The sequence below is a fragment of the Streptococcus cristatus genome, from assembly GCF_003943815.1.
GTDB lineage: Bacteria > Bacillota > Bacilli > Lactobacillales > Streptococcaceae > Streptococcus > Streptococcus cristatus_F.
The window spans coordinates 39,411-58,945 of record NZ_RJNA01000012.1 but is presented as its reverse complement, the minus strand read 5'-3'; the positions used below and the strand labels follow the sequence as shown (position 1 = coordinate 58,945).

Here is a 19,535-nt window from a genome sequence, read left to right as displayed (position 1 = left end):
AATATATAGAGTTTATTTTATTAGTTGTAATGATATTGTGTTCATATTGTGTACCTGTTTATTTTGTAAATTTCTCAAACAGGAAATTATGGGCACCTTTCTCATTATTATTTCTGCTACTACCATCAATTATTATTTGTTTGAATATTTATTTTAATACCAATTCTGATCAAAATAAAAAAACAAGCGGTTTATTATATAGGTATGTTTTACTAGCAGTATTTTTGGATATAGCGTTAATCGTTTTTGGAGCGAGTTATGGACCGAGCTCAGAAATAGGAGTTGGAAAGATCCAATTATTTGCAAAAATTATATCCTCTCCAGAGTTACTTGCTGGAATTGGTGTAGCTATTCCTACTATTTATATATGGATTAGGGAGGGAGAGGAGAAAGAAAAAGAGAAACTTCTTTCCGATTATCAATCTTGGGTAAAAGATTTTTTATTGATTAAAGATTTTCCTAAAATCACAGATAAACTTGCGATCGAATTACTATTAAAACAAGATTCATTCAATTTAATAGAGCGTATTGAAATCTTTACTATTTTTCAAAGAAAATTTAGTGACTTTGAACGGGAAAATGTACTTACTTTGAAGGAAGCTGTGAAGTGGCAAGAGTTTTTTACTAGTTTGAAAATAAATAAAGATGATTTTTGGGAGATAATCAACAGTTCTGATTTCCCCAATATTTATTTTATTGATTTTTCGGACTTAAATTCTTCAGAAGATATGCAGATCGATCCATCCCCTGTTGGAGTAAAGAAGATTAAGCGTTTTGCTTACTCAAAGTTTCCAGACACTGAATTCGACTGTTCTGAAGGTAATGCTGATTTGTATTTTTATTACTGTTTATTCGATAAAGAACCAGATGAAAAAATTAAAAATTTACATTTACAGCCTAAATTATACTATTTAAAAGATGGTATTTCGTATAATTTTGTAGATTTAAGAAGTGCAGGCGATAAAAAGAATGCTTGTTTAAAAATGCTAGATATAATTATAAGGAGAAGAGATAATGTTTAAATTTCTGAAGAATATAAATATTCCTAAGACTAATGTTAAAATTTTTGAAAATAGAGATCTGAAAGGGAAGATTATAAACGAATATTTAGTAAATCAAAATCCCTATGAGGTTGTAATTGATCTTAATGATCAAGAGAAAAGAAGCATCAATCAAAGATTGGTAGAGGGGATATCTAAAATATTAAACGATGACATTTCTGATGGAACAGATAAAAAATTAACACTCGAAAATACTGAGATAAGTCGTAGTAAAAATTATGTACCAACTATGCCCGATCAACTGAAAGAGTGGGAATGGCATTCTTGGAATGTTTTAACTAAAAAGAAAGCCAACTCTGATAAAGCTTATTTTCTTTTTGCTGTAAAACTTGATGAGGATAGATATGCTTGCATGTTGTTTACAAATGAAAAATTTAAAGAACTTCTTAATGAAAAAAAATTAACACCTGATGAACGTTACTTTTTCTATTTTGCCAAAAAAGGTCATTATTGATTTGACTTGATTATGATATAGAGGAAGAAAATTTTTAGGGATCATATTTTGAATTTAGTAAATAGTTTATAATAGGCAAACTCCTGGTCGAGAATAGCAAATCTATTTTATTACTTAACCCAAACAACACCTTGCATTCGTTTTTTTAAAGTGATATACTAGGGCTATGTTTTGAAATCGTTTGCATAGGGTTGCGATGAGTTTATAAAGAGAAATCTAGGAGAGAAAATATGGAATTGTCAGCTATTTACCACAGGCCAGAGTCGGAGTATGCTTATCTTTATAAAGATAAGACAATGCATATTCGCATTCGGACGAAAAAGGGTGAAATTGAAACAATCGCTTTGCACTATGGAGATCCTTTTATTTTTATGGAGGACCATTATGAAGAGAGTAAGGAAATGCTCAATGTCACCTCCGATGCTTTGTTTGATTATTGGCAGGTGGAGGTTTCAGTCGGCTATGCGCGACTTCAGTATCTCTTTGAGATTAAGGATAAGCAAGGCCAGACTATCTTGTATGGAGATAAGGGATGTGTTGAAAATACAGTAGGGAACCTTCATTACGAAGGAAACGGCTTTAAGCTTCCTTATATTCATGAAATTGATGCTTGTCATGTTCCTGACTGGGTAGCAGATACGGTTTGGTATCAGATTTTCCCAGAACGCTTTGCCAACGGCAATCCTGCTCTTTCGCCAGAAGGATCTCTAGCTTGGGATTCGTCAATCACGCCTAAAAGTGAGGATTTCTTTGGAGGAGATTTACAGGGAATTATTGACCATCTAGATTACTTGCAGGACTTGGGCATTACAGGCCTTTATCTCTGTCCTATCTTTGAATCCCCGAGCAATCACAAGTANAATACGACGGATTATTTCGAAATTGATCGTCATTTTGGAGACAAGGAAACTTTTCGTAAACTGGTGGAGGAGGTCCATCAGAGAGGCATGAAAATCATGCTGGACGCTGTTTTTAACCATATCGGAGACCAATCTCCTCAATGGCAGGATGTTCTCAAACATGGAGAAAATTCAGTTTACAAAGACTGGTTCCACATTCAGGAGTTCCCAGTGACAAAGGATAAGCTTGCAAATCCAAGAAAGCTCCCTTACCATACCTTTGCCTTTGAGAGCTATATGCCCAAGCTAAATACGGCGAATCCGGAAGTGAGGGACTATTTGTTGAGCGTTGCGACCTACTGGATTGAAGAGTTTCATATCGATGCTTGGCGACTGGATGTAGCTAATGAGGTGGACCACCAATTTTGGAGAGATTTCCGTAAGGCTGTCTTGGCTAAAAAAACTGACCTTTATATTCTTGGGGAAGTCTGGCACACTTCTCAGCCTTGGCTAAATGGTGATGAGTTCCACGCAGTTATGAACTATCCTCTCTCTGAGAGTATCAAGGATTATCTCTTGCGAGGGGTCAAGAAAACCAGTCAATTCATTGATGAGATCAATGGTCAGTCTATGTATTATAGACAGCAGATTTCGGAAGTGATGTTTAATCTTCTGGATTCGCACGATACGGAGCGCATTCTAGCTACTGCCAAAGGTGATACACAACTTGTTAAGTCTGCCTTAGCCTGCCTCTTTTTACAAAGAGGAACACCGTGTTTCTACTATGGAACCGAGCTAGAGTTAGATGGAGGAACAGATCCAGATTGTCGTCGTGTTATGCCTTGGGAACGTGTTTCCAGTGACAATGACATGCTCGATTTCATGAAGAAATTGATTCAGCTTCGCAAGAGTGTTTCAGACATTATCCAGCATGGAACCTATAGCCTGAAAGAAATCAAGCCGGATGTGCTATCTCTGGAATGGGATTATGATGGTCAAAAGGTCCGAGCAATTTTTAACCAATCAACTGAAAACTATCTTTTAGATAGTGATTCTGCAACTCTAGCAAGTCATTGCCAAATTTCGGATGGGCAGTTTCATATTTTACCAAAAGGCTTCGTAATCTTTGCGGAAGTTTTGGAAACTGCTGCAAATTAATTTTTGGAAAACTGACTTAAAGACTTATCAAAGTTATTCAGCTTTCAAAAATCCAATCTAAAAGCAGCCTGTTCAAGTTATATATTTGTAGTTTTTAGGGCTTAGGTGTATAATGAGTCCTTAGCAAGTAACTTACTAGAAAAGAGGAGTTCAGAATGGAATTAAAAGATTTTACCCAAAAAGAGCAGGAGCAAATCAAAGAGGGGCTTAGTACAGCTGTCATTAGCGATAAGGAAGCTGCTAAAAAGATTTTGGACCTTGTGCCACAAGAATGGCTTAAGCGAATTCCTTTCCTTGTGAGAGGGCATGCAACGACCAAGACGGTTGAGCGAGTTGCCAAGCAATACCCAGAACTTTACGCTGTGGCCAAGCAAGCAGGAGAGCTTCCTGAAAAGGAGCGTGAAGAATTGCGCGCCATCATGACAGCTATCTTCGAAGAAAAGATGAACAAGCACAAGATTAAGTAGACTTACCAGTTTATAGCGAGTCCCTTTTTTAAGTTGGCTACTCTACATTATTCCTCTATTCATAAATCAAAGTGACTGCAGTTGATAAAAGTGCGGTCATTTTTTATGGCTTAAGGAAGTTTCTATCCAAGATAGATTTTTCCTTTCTGTTTTTCAGTATTTCTTGATATAATAACAAGAGGAATTATTTGAAGATGAATATAGGAAAAATGTAAAAAGGACGAAAGAATGAAGAAAGTAAAAAAGATTATCTTGATAAGTGCCTGCACCTTGGCTATTCTTGGCTTAGCCGCATGTGGGAAGGCACAAAAGCAATCAAACAGCGCTCAAGAGAATCCAACAGTTGGTCAGTCTAGCTCAGAAACATACCCATGGAAGGCGACTTATTCAAATCTAAACAGTAAAAAAAGTGTCGAAGAAGTCAAGAATTTGTTGGCTGCCGACTTGGATAAAGACAGTGTCGATAACTTTGTCAATTTAGTCAATGACTACAATGGACTTGTTGGATCGACTGGATTAAGGGGCGATTTCACTAAATTTACCAAAACAGAATATGACGTAGAAAAAATCAATCCTCTCTGGCAGGCAAAGAAGGGCGATTTTATCGGGACAAATTGCCGGATTAATACTTATACTTTGCTGAAAAATAGCATCGAAATTCCTCAAATAGAAAAAGATGACGAACTCTTGTTCATCGATAATGACTCGATTGACAAGGGCAAGCTCTTTGATGCCAAAGATAAGGAAGNATTTAATATCCTATTTTCAAGAGTCAAGACTGAAGCGACTCAAGATGTCAAGGTACATGCTAAGAAGATGGAGGAATACTTCAAACAGTTCAAGTTTAACGAAAAAGCTCGGATGCTTTCTGTCATCGTCCACGACAATCTTGACGGTGACTCTCTCTTTGTGGGGCATGTCGGCGTCTTGGTTCCAGATAAAGACGGCTATCTGTTTGTCGAGAAGCTGACCTTTGAAGAGCCATACCAGGCCATCAAGTTTGCGACCAAGGAAGATGTCTACAAATACTTGCAAACAAAATATAAGGACTACACAGGAGAAGGNCTGGCCAAGCCCTTTATCATGGACAATGATAGGTGGGTAGAGGGGAAATAGAATTTCGAGCTAGTTAAGTTTTATGTAAACTCTAGTTAAGGGAGGGACATAAAAATGGATAAAAAACAGATATATTTTTTGATTGCCCTTATTCTTATCGGTTTTCTACTTGTGGAATCAAGCATCTATATCATACCCTACATTGAAGAATTAAAAGAATTAGAAATAGCTGTTTTTGTAATTGGAATTCTTATTTTACTAGGTGTCATCATCTTATTAGCAAAGACTAAGAGGCATAATGATTAAAGAGCAGTACTTACGAATAAAAGATTTAGACATTATTTTATGGGAATTTTTTGCTCATAAAGTAGAGGAATTGTCCGTATTCAAAGCCTTATCTGAGAATTTGCCCTATCTTAATAGAGAAAAGCTAGATATGGTTGATTCATCCGAAATCCATGATAGCGACAGCCTTACTATTGTAGACTTGCAGCAGAATGGTAGGGAATTGTTCATTCGCTTTGAAATGGACTTTCAACTAATGGGCTGGGCGTCTGCTAGAAATGACTATACAGCCTATATCCAAGCGAGTCTTATTGGAAGTTGTCGAATTGATTTGAAGGAAAGGCTCCCTTTCTCTGACAAGAATGTAAATGCTCTCACTAAAGCTCAATTATTGGAATATGGCGAAAAATTGATTTCGGATTTAGAACTCCACTACCTAGATATTGAAGGTTCTGAACACTATGGATGATGAAACCTTCTTAAACGAACAAGTGATAATTGCCTAAATCATCAGTCCTATGACTAGGTTTTAGTCGGGATTGTAGATAAAAATTTTTTCAATAACGTTAAAAATATGTCCTTATGGACAAGAAAGGAGTCAGTTATGACAAATGAACTGAACAAAGAAATTTTTACCAGCATGGTTGAACTGCTTACGGAGGACAGCTCTGTCCGTTCTGCTATAGAAACTTGTCTTGCCTCACCGTGGGACTACTTTGATGAAAATATCGATCGCTATGACGATCGTGGGATAGAGGACGATGAGTCAGAAGATACCATCGTTTGGATCGGGATTGCGGATGAGTTAATTGAGAGTGGTAATGCTATTGAGCTGGATTGGAAGGCTGAGTTAGAAGACTTCACCTATTTCATGAAAGAATTGGCAGATCAAAAGAATCTCCCACTGCAAGATGAGTGTCTAGATGAAGATGGAGACATTCCATCATGGTGCAAGGTCTTGGATGAAAAATGGGAGGAAGCAGGCTTCTGCGTCGGAGCAATGGATATTGACAGCGACAGTTATGTCATGTTTATTTGCAGCAGAGAGACTTTGACTGAACTGACTCAATTAGGTCAAAAGGTTGGGTTCCGTTTTGATTTTGCAAAGAATATGTAAATATCATGTTTAAAAGAGTGAACCAAGCCTGATGATGCATAAGGAAGCCTGAGATGGCTGGGGAAAGTATCCCGCTGGTTCAGGTTTCTTTTTTTCGCTTATGCTTAAAAGGATGTAGCAGATGAAGCAGATTGCTTCGTCTTTTTTTCTTTTTGTGTTAAGCTAAGATTAGCAAACTGAAAGGGTTTTCGAATGTATCTAGCAGACTTAATGGAAAAGAGTGAAGCGGGGCAGTTTATTGTCCTGTCTTATTTACAGCAGCATTCTACATCCAGTTTGAAGGACGTTATGTCTGAAACAGGCTTCTCGAAAGTAACCTTGACCAAGTACATTAGCTTGATTAACGACAAGGCTATGGAATATCAGACAGCCTTATCTATCCAGCTTCAAGACGAAACGCTCAGTCTGTCTATCGGATCTGATACCAAGGGACGGGACATTCGCAGACTTTTTTTGGACAATGCTGTTAAATACCAGATTTTAGACTACCTGCTCTACCATCAGCAGTTTTTAGCCCATCAATTAGCCCAAGAGCTCATGATCAGTGAAGCAACACTCGGCCGTCATATATCCGGTTTAAATCAGATTTTATCAGAGTTTGAGCTATCTATCCAAAACGGCCGCTTGAAAGGGCCTGAGCATCAAATCCGCTATTTTTATTTCTGGCTCTTTCGTAAGGTTTGGTCTAGTCAAGATTGGGAAAAAGAACTTCAAAAACCAGAAAGAAGGCAGGAAGTTGCCGTCTTAGAAGAACTCTGTGGAGCTCAGCTCTCTCAAGGGCAGCGATTGGACTTGGCCCTTTGGGCACATATTACCCAACAACGCCTAAGAGTCAATGCCTGTCAATTTCAAAACATTGAGCAGAAAATGCAGGGCTATTTTGAAAATATCTTCTACCAGCGCTTGCATCGCCGAACAAATGATTTCTTTGCCGGACAGCACATCACCCTGAGCCAGGAAGATGGTGAAATGATGATTTTCTTTTCATTTCTGCTTTCCCATCGGATTCTGCCTCTGCACACCATGGAGTATGTTCTGGGCTTTGGCGGTGAAATTGCCAGTCTGATTACGCAAATCATTCAAGAGATGAAGTCTCATGACTTGTTAGGTGACTACATCGAAGACCAAGTGACCTACGAACTAAGCCAGCTCTGCGCCCGCGTCTTTCTTTTCCGAGGCTATCTCTTGCAAGACAAATACAAGCATGACTTGGAATTGCGCCATCCTTACTTATGGAGCGAAGACGATTATCGACAAGTAGCAGACACTATTTTTAGCAAACTGCCTATTTTCCAGCAGGGAACATCTCTGGATAAAAAGGTGCTGTGGGAATGGCTCCAGCTGATGGAGTACATTGCTGAAAATGACGGTCAAGTCATCAAGATAGGCATGGACTTGACAGATAGCTTTATCGTTGTTTCCAGGATGACAGCCATTTTAAGACGGTATTTAGAGTACAATCGCTTTATTACGATTGAATCCTACGACCTTACCCGAAATTACGACCTTATCATCACCAACAATCCTATTCATCAGGCCCAGCAGGCTCCCATCTATTATTTAAAAAATGACTTGGATTTGGAAGATTTGGCTCAAATCCGTCACATGATATTTCATTGAGAAACTTGGAGAAATCCAGGTTTCTTTGTGATTTCCGCACAATCTCCTCAGATTTTTTTAAAATTTGAAAAAAGTTGATAAAAAAGAAAGCGTTTTATTTTATATACTAGTTACTGTAGAGGAAACATCCTCAAGATTTTTACTAGGAGGACAGTTCATGTCACAAGAAAAATACATCATGGCCATCGACCAAGGAACTACTAGTTCCCGCGCCATCATCTTTAACAAAAAAGGAGAAAAAGTTAGCTCCAGTCAAAAAGAATTTACTCAGATTTTCCCTCAAGCTGGATGGGTTGAGCACAATGCCAATGAAATTTGGAACTCCGTGCAGTCCGTTATCGCCGGTGCCTTCATCGAAAGTGGAGTCAAACCCAACCAAATCGAAGCTATCGGAATCACCAACCAGCGTGAAACAACTGTCGTCTGGGATAAAAATACAGGTCTTCCTATCTACAATGCTATCGTTTGGCAATCTCGCCAGACTGCTCCTCTGGCTGAACAGCTGAAAAGCCAAGGCTATGTGGAAAAATTCCACGAAAAGACTGGTTTGATTATTGACGCTTACTTCTCTGCTACCAAGGTTCGCTGGATTTTGGACCATGTAGAAGGTGCGCAAGAAAGAGCTGAAAAGGGCGAATTGCTCTTTGGTACTATTGATACCTGGCTGGTTTGGAAATTAACTGACGGCGCGGCTCACGTGACCGATTACTCAAATGCAGCTCGTACCATGCTCTATAATATCAAGGATCTTAAATGGGATGATGAAATTTTGGAAATCCTTAACATTCCAAAGGCTATGCTTCCAAAAGTTCGTTCTAACTCAGAAATCTATGGTAAAACCGCTCCATTCCATTTCTACGGTGGAGAAGTTCCAATTTCTGGTATGGCTGGTGACCAGCAGGCAGCTCTCTTTGGACAGCTAGCTTTTGAGCCTGGCATGGTCAAGAATACATACGGAACTGGTTCATTCATTATCATGAATACTGGTGAAGAGATGCAGCTGTCTGAAAACAACCTCTTGACAACTATTGGCTACGGTATCAACGGCAAAGTTTACTATGCCTTAGAAGGTTCTATCTTCATTGCCGGAAGTGCTATTCAATGGCTGCGCGACGGTCTTCGGATGGTTGAAAATTCACCAGAATCTGAAAAATATGCTCTCAATTCTCACAACAATGACGAAGTCTATGTCGTACCTGCCTTCACAGGTCTGGGCGCTCCGTATTGGGATCAAAATGCCCGCGGATCTGTCTTTGGCTTGACACGCGGAACCAGCAAGGAAGACTTTATCAAGGCTACTCTGCAATCCATCGCTTACCAAGTACGCGACATCATTGATACTATGCAGGTGGATGCCAAGACTGCTATTCAAGTCCTCAAAGTCGACGGAGGTGCTGCTATGAACAACTTCCTCATGCAGTTCCAAGCAGACATTTTGGGAATCGATATCGCCCGTGCTAAAAACTTAGAAACAACTGCTCTCGGTGCAGCCTTCTTGGCAGGACTGTCAGTAGGATACTGGAAAGACTTAGACGAACTCCGCACTCTCAACGAAACTGGAGAACTCTTTGAGCCGTCTATGAATGAATCCCGTAAGGAACAACTCTACAAAGGATGGAAAAAAGCCGTTAAGGCAACTCAAGTCTTTGCAGAAATCGACGACTGATTTTGATAATCAAGTCAGTAGAAGCATGAAATGACTAAGTTAGAAAGTGTGTAATTATGGAATTTTCAAAGAAAACACGTGAATTATCGATAAAAAAAATGCAGGAACGCACCTTGGACCTCCTGATTATTGGTGGTGGGATTACCGGTGCTGGGGTAGCCTTGCAAGCGGCAGCTAGTGGACTGGAGACCGGTCTGATTGAAATGCAGGACTTTGCAGAAGGGACTTCTAGCCGTTCTACCAAATTGGTCCATGGTGGCCTTCGTTACCTTAAGCAATTCGACGTAGAGGTGGTCTCAGATACAGTTTCTGAGCGTGCTGTGGTACAGCAAATTGCCCCCCATATTCCAAAACCAGATCCTATGCTGCTTCCTGTCTATGAAGAAGACGGCGCTACCTTCAGCCTCTTCCGCCTCAAAGTAGCTATGGACCTCTACGACCTCTTGGCTGGTGTCAACAACACTCCTGCTGGCAACAAGGTCTTGAGCAAGGAGGAAGTCTTAGAACGGGAACCTGAACTCAAGAAGGAAGGCTTAGTCGGCGGTGGTGTCTATCTTGACTTCCGCAACAACGACGCTCGACTCGTAATTGAAAATATCAAACGCGCCAACCAAGACGGCGCCCTGATTGCCAACCATGTCAAGGCAGAAGGCTTCCTCTTTGATGAAGCTGGAAAGATTACAGGCGTTGTTGCGCGTGACCTCTTGACAGATGAAGTCTTTGAAATCAAGGCTCGCCTAGTCATCAACACAACTGGACCTTGGAGCGACAAGGTGCGCAATCTGTCAAATGACGGTGAGCAATACTCACAAATGCGTCCAACCAAGGGTGTTCACTTGGTGGTTGACTCTAGCAAGATCAAGGTTTCTCAGCCAGTCTACTTTGACACAGGCTTGGGAGATGGCCGGATGGTCTTTGTTCTTCCACGTGAAAATAAAACCTACTTTGGTACGACTGACACTGACTACACTGGCGACCTAGAGCATCCAAAAGTAACACAAGAAGATGTGGATTACCTCTTGGGCATTGTCAATAATCGCTTCCCAGAAGCAAACATCACGATTGATGATATCGAGAGCAGCTGGGCGGGTCTGCGTCCTCTGATTGCAGGAAACAGTGCTTCTGACTACAACGGCGGAAACAACGGTACCATTAGCGACGAAAGCTTCAATGCATTGATTGCAACTGTTGAGAGCTATCTGGCTAAAGAAAAATCTCGTGAGGATGTTGAAGCGGCTGTTACTAAGCTTGAAAGCAGTACATCTGAAAAACACTTGGATCCATCTGCCGTATCTCGTGGTTCTAGTTTGGATCGTGATAACAATGGCCTCTTGACCCTTGCTGGCGGTAAGATTACGGACTACCGTAAAATGGCGGAAGGCGCTATGGAGCGCGTGGTTGATATCCTCAAAGCAGAATTTGACCGTAGCTTTAAACTCATCAACTCTAAGACTTATCCTGTTTCAGGTGGAGAGCTCAATCCAGCAAATGTAGATTCCGAAATCGAAGCTTTTGCTCAACTTGGCGTCTCACGCGGCTTAGACAGCAAAGAAGCCCTCTATCTTGCCAACCTTTATGGTTCAAATGCTCCTAAAGTCTTTGCCCTCTCTCACAGCATCGAACAAGCACCAGGACTTAGCCTAGCGGATACCTTGTCACTCCACTATGCGATGCGCAATGAATTGGCACTCAGCCCCGTTGACTTCCTTCTTCGCCGGACAAACCACATGCTCTTTATGCGTGATAGTTTGGATGCGATTGTAGAGCCTGTTCTGGATGAAATGGGTCGATTCTACGACTGGACAGAAGAAGAAAAAGCGGCTTATCGCGATGATATACAAGCTGCCCTTGTAAATAATGATTTAGCAGAATTGAAAAAATAGAAAATAGAAGAAGAGGTGGCGGACCAGTTCTCCTGTCTAACCACTCCTTCTTTTAAATGGAGTAATATAGATGATGAAAGAAATATTTGGCGAATTTTTAGGAACCCTGCTCTTGCTCCTTTTGGGAAACGGCGTCGTTGCAGGCGTGGTTCTTCCCAAAACTAAGAGCCACAATTCTGGTTGGATTGTGATTACCATGGGGTGGGGGATTGCCGTTGCCATCGCTGCTTTTGTATCTGGCAATCTTGGCCCAGCCCATCTGAATCCTGCTCTAACCATCGGAGTAGCTCTGAAAGGTGATTTACCTTGGGCATCTGTTCTTCCGTATATCCTTGCTCAGTTTGCAGGTGCTATGGTCGGGCAGTTCCTGGTCTTCCTACAGTTCAAGCCTCACTATCTGGCTGAAGAAAATCTAGCTAATATCCTGGGTACATTCAGCACAGGACCAGCTATCAAAGATACCTTCTCTAACCTGATTAGTGAAATTCTTGGAACTTTTGTCCTTGTTCTGACTATCTTTGCTCTAGGACTTTATGAGCTGCAAGCAGGCCTTGGCACATTTGCAGTTGGAACCTTGATTGTCGGGATTGGTCTTTCACTTGGTGGAACAACAGGCTACGCCCTCAACCCAGCTCGTGACTTAGGACCTCGCATCATGCACAGCCTCCTTCCGATTCCCAAAAAAGGAAATGGCGATTGGAGCTATGCTTGGATTCCAGTTGTTGGACCAATCATTGGTGCCGTCCTTGCAGTAGCAGTCTTTTCCCTATTTTAGACTAAAATAAAGCAATACTCTTCTCTGAGATTGATACATGCTTGGAGAAGAGGATTTTTGTATAGATTTTCCAATTTCATCGAGGACTTTGCTAAAACAATCTAAAATCAGGAGAAAAGAGCCAGTCAGGACGATATTTGACAGCGGATTTATGCTATAATTGACAGTATAAATGATTTAAAGGAGTTATGATGAATCAAACTGTTCAATATTTACAAGAATTAACGGCTATCCCTTCCCCAACAGGCTTTACGGCTGAGGTGGCAGACTATTTGGTACAAACGCTGGAAGGCTTGGGCTATGAGCCTGTTCGGACCAATAAAGGCGGCGTTCATGTCGTGGTTAAGGGTGAAAATGATGCTCAACATCGCGTCGTGACGGCTCATGTGGATACTCTGGGAGCTATTGTGCGTGCGGTCAAGCCAGACGGTCGCCTCAAGCTGGATCGGATTGGCGGTTTCCCTTGGAACATGATTGAAGGAGAAAACTGTCTAGTCCATGTGGCCAGCAGTGGCAAGACTATCAGCGGGACTATCTTGGTTCACCAGACATCCTGCCATGTCTATAAGGATGCTGGGACAGTTGAACGTACACAGGACAATATGGAAGTCCGTTTGGATGAAAAGGTGACGAGTGAGAAAGAAACACGGGATTTAGGAGTTGAAGTCGGTGATTTTATTTCCTTTGATCCGCGTACCACGGTTACCGAGTCAGGTTTTATCAAGTCCCGCTTTCTAGATGACAAGGTCAGCGCAGCTATTTTGCTCAATCTTCTGCGCGTCTACAAAGAGGAAAATATTCAGCTGCCAGTGACGACTCACTTTGCCTTCAGTGTCTTTGAGGAAGTCGGCCACGGGGCTAATTCCAGCCTGCCAGAGCAAGCGGTAGAGTATTTGGCGGTTGATATGGGGGCTATGGGTGACGATCAACAGACGGATGAGTATACGGTTTCCATCTGTGTCAAGGACGCTTCAGGACCTTATCACTATGGTTTCCGCCAGCATTTAGTTAATTTAGCCAAGGAGCAGAATATTCCTTACAAACTGGACATTTATCCATTTTACGGATCGGATGCCTCGGCAGCCATGAGCGCAGGAGCAGAAGTCAAGCACGCTTTGCTAGGCGCTGGCATCGAATCCAGTCACTCTTACGAGCGCACGCATATTGACTCGGTCGTTGCAACTGAGCGCATGGTGGACGCTTATCTAAGAAGTGGCTTGGTGAAGTAATAGTAGGGTATCTAGCCTTGAATAAAAGGCAGAGATCTGAGTATCCTATGGGAAATCAGAATGGCTGTTCTTGTTCAATCGGTTAAGTCTTCGTAGATGTTTAGAGATATTTGGAAAGTTATGATGTTCAGGTATTTGAAGAAATTCTTTCTGTGTTTGCTTTTTACAATCATCAGTGCTCTGGTCTTAATCTTTACTTATCATCGAATCTGCCTGACTAATGAGCAAAAATTGCTTGATAATCCCTCAGGTCGTCTGCTTCAAGTAGATGGCAAGAAAATGAATGTCTATGTAAGTGGTCAAGGAGATAAGACGCTGGTCTTTTTGGCGGGTGGTGGTACAACGTCGCCTATTCTTGACTTTAAGACCCTCTATTCTAAATTGGAAAAAGACTATCGGGTTGTTATTGTTGAACGCTTAGGCTATGGCTTCAGCGATGACAGCCAAGGATATAGTAGAGATATTGACACGGTACTTGCCCAGACGAGGCAGGCTTTAAGAAAGGCTGAAATCACTGGCCCATATACTTTGGTAGCTCACTCTATGGCTGGGCTAGAAGCGCTTCATTGGGTTGCAAAATATCCAGAAGAAGTCCAAGGCATTATCGGACTGGATATGGCTTTACCGAGTTCTTACACTGATTTGAGGCTCTATCCTTTGGCTTATAAAGGATTACAAATGGCTGCTAATTTAGGCCTTAGTCGGGTATTTTATGATGCTGACAAGCAGGTTCCCGCTCTTGCGTCTGGCAATTTGACAGCAGAAGAAAAGCAAATATACAAAGCGCTGTTTTATCGACGTCCATTGGCAAATGCCGTTTATGAAGAGGTCACCCAGGTCAAACAAAATGCTGAGCTAGTTTCGAGGGAAAAGCTTCCTGAACGACCGTTCTTGCTCTTTTCTTCAAATGGCCAAGGGACTGGCTATAGTCAGGGAGAATGGCAGAGCTTCCAGAAGGATTTTGCATCGCAGCATTCACAGACAGAGCTGATTCTACTGGACTGCCCTCACTATGTGCATGATTACGCCAGTGATGAGTTATCAGAAAAAATAAAGCAGTTTCTAAAATAGCAAGTTTTATAGGGCTTGAAATACTAAAAAAGGAGAGGGAAATTTTTCCCTCTCTTTTTGGATATACGAATTATTTGACAGACCAGACACTGACTGACTTTTCCTCCACTGGAAATTCTCCCCAGCCTTCTTCGTCAATGGTCACGATTTGAGAGCTGTTGCCCAGATAATCGCTGAATTCTCTACCAGCCCATTCTGGCCCAACCAGCATACGTTTGCTGCTGGCTTGGTAATTGCTGACAACAACAGCGATTGGCTGACCACCGTCCTTGCCTTGGCGAGTCCAGCCGATACAGTTGGCATCGTCAAAGTAGTCAGTCTGCTCGCCGTAAGCGAGATTGAGGCGGACATCCAAGAGCTTGTCCAGCACGTCTTGGAAGCTCTCTTGGGCAAATTCTCCACTAATACCATAGTAGTCGCCATAAAAGACGCAAGGCAGCCCTTCTTCTCGCAGCAGGATGAGAGCGTAGGCTGCTGGCTTGAACCATTCTTCGACAGTGGACTCCAGAGCTTGTCCTCGCTGGGTGTCGTGATTGTCCACGAAGGTCACGGCTGATTCAGGATGATTCTTGGCAAGCGTCTGATCAAAAATCGTCCGTAGGTCAAAGTCTGCCCCAGCTATGCTAGCGTCAAAGAAATTATGGTGGAGCTTGACGTCAACAAGATCAAAGCGGTATTCGATATTTTTTAGATAGTCGTTATTAGCTGTCTCATCGCTGTTCCAAAATTCCCCAAAAACATAGAAATCCTCACCGTATTTTGCAGTTATATCGCGGATAAAATTTCTCATAAAGAAGGAGTCAATATGCTTGACAGCATCTAAACGAAATCCTTGAACGCCCGTTGTTTCGATAAACCAGTAAACCCAGTCGTAGAGGTTTTGAATAACCTCTGGATGCTTGAAGTCAATATCGGCATACATGAGATAGTCATAGTTGCCGTTTTCATTGTCCACAAGCTCATCATCTGCCCAGCCTTTATTGTCTCCTTGGATAAGGAAAATGCCTGACTTGTTGTTTTTGGCATCATAGTCTGTACCGGTAAAGTGGTACCAATGCCATTCAAAGTCATTGTAGGTTTTATTGCGGCCTGGGAAGACAAATTTAGTCCAGCCTTTGATTTCGAAAGGTTCTGACAAGACCTTAGTTCGGTCGTTAGGATCCACTTCAACGACAGTAAAACGCTCCTTGTAGTCCGCAGCTGCTTTGTGATTGAGGACTACATCAGCCATGGGTTCAATGCCATTGGCTTTGAGAGTTTGGATAGCTTTTAGGTAGTCTTCCTTAAAACCATATTTGGTGCGGACGGTTCCTTTTTGGTCAAACTCACCTAGGTCGAAGAGATCATAAACTCCATAGCCGACATCATTTGAGCCTGTTGCTTTGAAAGCTGGTGGCATCCAAACCTTGCGGATGCCTTTTGATGCTAGATGAGGAGCATCCTCCGCCAAGCGATTCCAATGTTGTCCATCATTTGGTAAGTACCATTCAAAATATTGCATTAATGTTTGATTTTCCATACGAGATACCTCACATTCTTGGGATGGGTCTATTTTACCAAAAGAAGAATGATGATACAAACGTTTATACAAGTTAATTTTATATTTTTTGATGATAAGCCAAAACTAGCATTGAAATTGAAACGCTTACATAGTATAATGGACAAGTAATAAAATTTATAAAAAGAAAGGGGTTCTTTATGAAAAAGAGAGGACTAGTGAGGTTACTCTTATCAGTCTCGTTATTTGCACCTTTGGCCCTAGGCCGGGTTGTTCAAGCCGATGAGGCGAGTCAGGCGAATGTCGAAAGCAAGGAAATTCTTCAAACAGAAGCTATTGCAAAGCCGTCTGAACCGGTGTCTTCAGTCCAGCAACCAGCAGTTTTAGAGGTTGAAAGCAAGGAATCGTCGGCTACTGAAAGACCAGAAAAGCAAGAAGAGGAATCGGTCACTGCTGAAAAATCAGTTGTGGAATCTGAAAAGCCTACTTCATCATTGGATTCGCCACCTTTAGCTTTGGCTCAAGATGCTAGCTTGGTGCCTTCTGCTGTGCCTGTTACTGCCAAAGGCCAAGACTTGTCTGCTTATACTGGAAGCCTTTCAAATCCAGCCTTGGCTGATAAGGAATTGACCCTGCAAGAAGCAGTCGATGAGCTACTGAAATGGGCAGCTGTCAATGAATCTCAGCTAGGCACTAGTGCCCAAGATAGAGTGAATCTAGCCAAGAGCATGGGAATGATTGACAAAGAGGCTGATTTGACAGCCAGTGTACAGGGAAGCAATCTGCAGACTATGTATGCAGTTGCCAAGCGCCTGCATGATGCCTATCGTGCTGAAAAGAAAGCACCGCTCTTTTTGAATGGTCGGGCGCAGCCAATTTTCCCATACAGCAGTGGAGCTAAGGAAGATAAAGACTATTCATACGAGAAAAGTGATATCGTCCGTTTTCCTGTCTATGTTGAGACGGATCATGATACGGATGGAGACGGAAAGCGTGACCTCGTCAAGGCTATCGTACAACTTCCGAAAGCAGTAGCTCAAGGTGATTTTAAGGCTTCGACGATTTTAGAAGCTCGTCCTTACGTCGCAGGGACTTTGGATGAAAACTATGTAACCTTAGAAAGCCTCAATCTGCCGACAAACGGTTCTTATGATATGAAGAGTTTGCACAATAAGCCCGCTAAGCGCCAACCGGTTTCTAGCATGAGCAGTATTGATGCGGCGAAGAAGGCCAAGGCGTCAGATTGGTACTATTATAGCCCTTATGAAGGGATTTATGATTACGAGAATTTGAACTGGTATGATTACTTCCTAGTGCGCGGCTATGCCTTTGTTTCCAGTGCGGGTCTGGGTACTAAGGGTTCAGAAGGCTTCAATACAACTGGATCTGATTTGGAAGTAGAAGCCTTTAAAAATATTGTCGAATGGGTCAACGGTAAACGGACAGCCTACACGGACAAAACTAGCAATATTGAAATCAAGGCTGACTGGGCCAATGGCAAAGTCGGCATGACTGGCCTATCTTGGGCTGGTACGACAACTTTCGGTGTGGCAACGACGGGTGTAGAAGGCCTGAGAACCATCGTTCCAGCCGCAGGAATTGCTAGCTGGTATGATTATTTCAATAGTCAAGGAACAGCCTACAGCAATCCGCCATACAGTGATCTATCTTGGCTGTCACTCTACGTTTCTACTCGGATGCTTGATCAAGACGATTGGGCTTCAATCTGGAACAAGTATGCTGACTACATCAATCAGCTAAACAAGGACCAAAAAGCTCACGGTCGCAATTATAGCCAACTTTGGCGGGAACGCGATTATACCCTAAATTCAGGAAAGATAAAGACTAGTGCCCTGCTGGTACATGGCTTAAATGATGACAATGTCAAAACCAAACAATTTGAGCTCATGTACGATGTCTTGAAAAAAGCGGGACAAAACGTAAAACTCTACCTCCACCAAGGAGACCATGTCCATCCAGCAGCCATCTCTCGAGGGTATGGTATCAAGGCCAACAATCAAGATTTCTATGATTTGCTCAATATTTGGTTCTCTCATTATCTTTACGATGTCAAGAACGATGTTAGCAAGCTTCCTGCTGTTTTGGCACAAAATAACTACGATCCAAATAAATGGACGAGCTATGACAATTGGAAAAGCACCAATCGTTTGATTTTGACAGCTAAGTCCAAACGTCTCGAAGAAACCATCTCCAGTGACTATGCGGCTGCTGGGATTGACACTAGCAAGCGAGATGAGGCAGTCAGTCAAGCTTCTTCTAAGGCCAACATGACCTTTATGACAGAAGTCAAAGAAGATACGACTATCAAAGGCCATATTCCAGTCCACTTCAAGGCAGCCTTGGCCAAGGGCAGTGGCAAAAACTTGCAGGTCAATGCACTCTTGGTAGATGTATCAGATCAAGAGTTTGATGTTGTTGGAAATGGTGCTGCTGGTGATGATAGCAAGGCTGGTGACTTCTGGATGGGCAGCAATCTCAGCAATCTGGATGTTAAAAACTTTGCAACAACCAAAACTAAATACAAGGTCATTGCTAAGGGCTGGCTAAACTTAGCCAATCCAGAATCAGGCTATACACCGTCTAGTTCAGAAAAGAGTATTAAGCCAAAAGTAGGCCAATTCCATGATTACACCATGTATTTGCAGCCGAATCTTTACACGGTGAAAAAAGGCCACAAGCTGGCTCTAGTCTTCAATACTTATGACCCTAGTGATCTGACGATTAAGCGTCAGTATGCAGTGACTTTCAAGACGGATTCTATTAGTGCGCTAGTACCGACTGTGGAAGCGAGTCGTTCTCAAAAAGCTGATTATGTAGCGAGTGCTCTTGATACGGAATATGCCAACTTACCTGAAATTCTTGGTGAAAAGCTAGTTGCACCAGAAATCAGAGAAGTTCCAGAATATATCTTTGATAGACAGGAACTACAACAAGGAGCTCCGTCAGTTGATTCGAGGGTTAGACGTAAAGAAGAGCAGCAAGGAACGACTGACCATGTGCAGCAATTAGGCAGTCAGAAAGTGGTGCCTCAGGTGCAGCAATTAGCTAGTCAACCAGAAGCGTCTCAAGTGGAGCAGGTAGCTGTTCAACAAGCTCCAACTTCCTTGCCAAAAACTGGTAGCCACTCAGAAAAAGGAATGTTCTATCTAGGCTTGGTGCTTCTTGTCAGCACATTCGGCATGTCCGGCCTCGTTAAGAAATATTCACATCGTTAGTCATTACAAGATAAAAGCAGCCAAACATTCCTGACTAGGTAAAGATTGGCTGCTTTTGCCTTATCGTCTTTCAGCTGGCCATGGCCTGCAAGTCAGAAGTGCCAGCAATATAGAGGTAGA

General features: G+C 42.1%; 16 protein-coding genes. 15 read left to right on the top strand and 1 reads right to left on the bottom strand.

Annotation, left to right across the window (positions count from 1 at the left end):
- From D8872_RS08405 to D8872_RS08340, 14 genes are all read left to right on the top strand, one after another.
- Nucleotides 1-1,022: hypothetical protein (locus D8872_RS08405; RefSeq protein WP_221760747.1), on the top strand; the 1,022-nt coding region annotated here is incomplete at its 5' end.
- The gene (locus D8872_RS08400; protein ID WP_125372996.1) at nt 1,015-1,515 is read left to right on the top strand and encodes a hypothetical protein; all 501 of its coding nucleotides are present in this window, start codon (nt 1,015-1,017) and stop codon (nt 1,513-1,515) included. The genes D8872_RS08405 and D8872_RS08400, both read left to right, overlap by 8 nt.
- Before the next feature lie 230 nt (nt 1,516-1,745).
- On the top strand, nt 1,746-3,512 hold the full coding sequence (locus D8872_RS08395; RefSeq protein WP_125390605.1) for a glycoside hydrolase family 13 protein: 1,767 nt from the start codon (nt 1,746-1,748) through the stop codon (nt 3,510-3,512).
- Nucleotides 3,513-3,667: 155 nt separating this feature from the next.
- Nucleotides 3,668-3,979, top strand: a complete 312-nt coding sequence (locus tag D8872_RS08390; RefSeq protein ID WP_125390604.1) for a hypothetical protein — start codon at nt 3,668-3,670, stop codon at nt 3,977-3,979.
- A 228-nt stretch (nt 3,980-4,207) separates the two neighbouring features.
- A complete protein-coding gene (locus D8872_RS08385) occupies nt 4,208-5,095 on the top strand; it encodes a DUF4300 family protein (protein ID WP_125390603.1) in 888 nt (295 codons plus the stop codon).
- 54 nt (nt 5,096-5,149) lie between these two features.
- Complete coding sequence (locus D8872_RS08380) at nt 5,150-5,341, top strand: hypothetical protein (protein ID WP_125390602.1); 192 nt, start codon at nt 5,150-5,152, stop codon at nt 5,339-5,341.
- Nucleotides 5,334-5,789: a hypothetical protein gene (locus D8872_RS08375; RefSeq protein WP_125390601.1), complete on the top strand. Its 456-nt coding sequence runs from the start codon at nt 5,334-5,336 to the stop codon at nt 5,787-5,789. Before D8872_RS08380 ends, D8872_RS08375 begins: the two co-directional genes overlap by 8 nt.
- Before the next feature lie 135 nt (nt 5,790-5,924).
- Nucleotides 5,925-6,437: a DUF6630 family protein gene (locus tag D8872_RS08370; protein ID WP_045496981.1), complete on the top strand. Its 513-nt coding sequence runs from the start codon at nt 5,925-5,927 to the stop codon at nt 6,435-6,437.
- A 192-nt stretch (nt 6,438-6,629) separates the two neighbouring features.
- Nucleotides 6,630-8,057 (top strand): AcpB/EbpR/MafR family transcriptional regulator, encoded by a 1,428-nt coding sequence (locus D8872_RS08365; RefSeq protein ID WP_125390600.1) that lies wholly within the window; start codon nt 6,630-6,632, stop codon nt 8,055-8,057.
- Between the two features lie 157 nt (nt 8,058-8,214).
- Nucleotides 8,215-9,723: a glycerol kinase GlpK gene (gene glpK / locus D8872_RS08360; protein WP_125390599.1), complete on the top strand. Its 1,509-nt coding sequence runs from the start codon at nt 8,215-8,217 to the stop codon at nt 9,721-9,723.
- Between the two features lie 56 nt (nt 9,724-9,779).
- Nucleotides 9,780-11,606 (top strand): type 1 glycerol-3-phosphate oxidase, encoded by a 1,827-nt coding sequence (gene glpO, locus D8872_RS08355; RefSeq protein WP_125390598.1) that lies wholly within the window; start codon nt 9,780-9,782, stop codon nt 11,604-11,606.
- 70 nt (nt 11,607-11,676) lie between these two features.
- Nucleotides 11,677-12,381 carry an MIP/aquaporin family protein gene (locus D8872_RS08350; RefSeq protein WP_125390597.1) on the top strand — a complete coding sequence of 235 codons (705 nt, stop codon included), beginning with the start codon at nt 11,677-11,679 and terminating at the stop codon, nt 12,379-12,381.
- Between the two features lie 191 nt (nt 12,382-12,572).
- Nucleotides 12,573-13,610, top strand: a complete 1,038-nt coding sequence (locus tag D8872_RS08345; RefSeq protein ID WP_125390607.1) for a M42 family metallopeptidase — start codon at nt 12,573-12,575, stop codon at nt 13,608-13,610.
- Between the two features lie 120 nt (nt 13,611-13,730).
- Entirely contained in the window at nt 13,731-14,681 is a 951-nt protein-coding gene (locus D8872_RS08340) for an alpha/beta fold hydrolase (protein WP_260471690.1), read from the top strand.
- A 70-nt stretch (nt 14,682-14,751) separates the two neighbouring features.
- On the opposite strand, the gene D8872_RS08335 is transcribed toward D8872_RS08340, so the two are convergent.
- Nucleotides 14,752-16,200 (bottom strand): alpha-amylase, encoded by a 1,449-nt coding sequence (locus D8872_RS08335; protein ID WP_125390595.1) that lies wholly within the window; start codon nt 16,198-16,200, stop codon nt 14,752-14,754.
- Between the two features lie 179 nt (nt 16,201-16,379).
- Here D8872_RS08335 and D8872_RS08330 point away from each other — a divergent pair, with 179 nt between their 5' ends.
- A complete protein-coding gene (locus tag D8872_RS08330; protein WP_125390594.1) occupies nt 16,380-19,415 on the top strand; it encodes a CocE/NonD family hydrolase in 3,036 nt (1,011 codons plus the stop codon).
- The last annotated feature ends 120 nt before the right edge of the window (nt 19,416-19,535 follow it).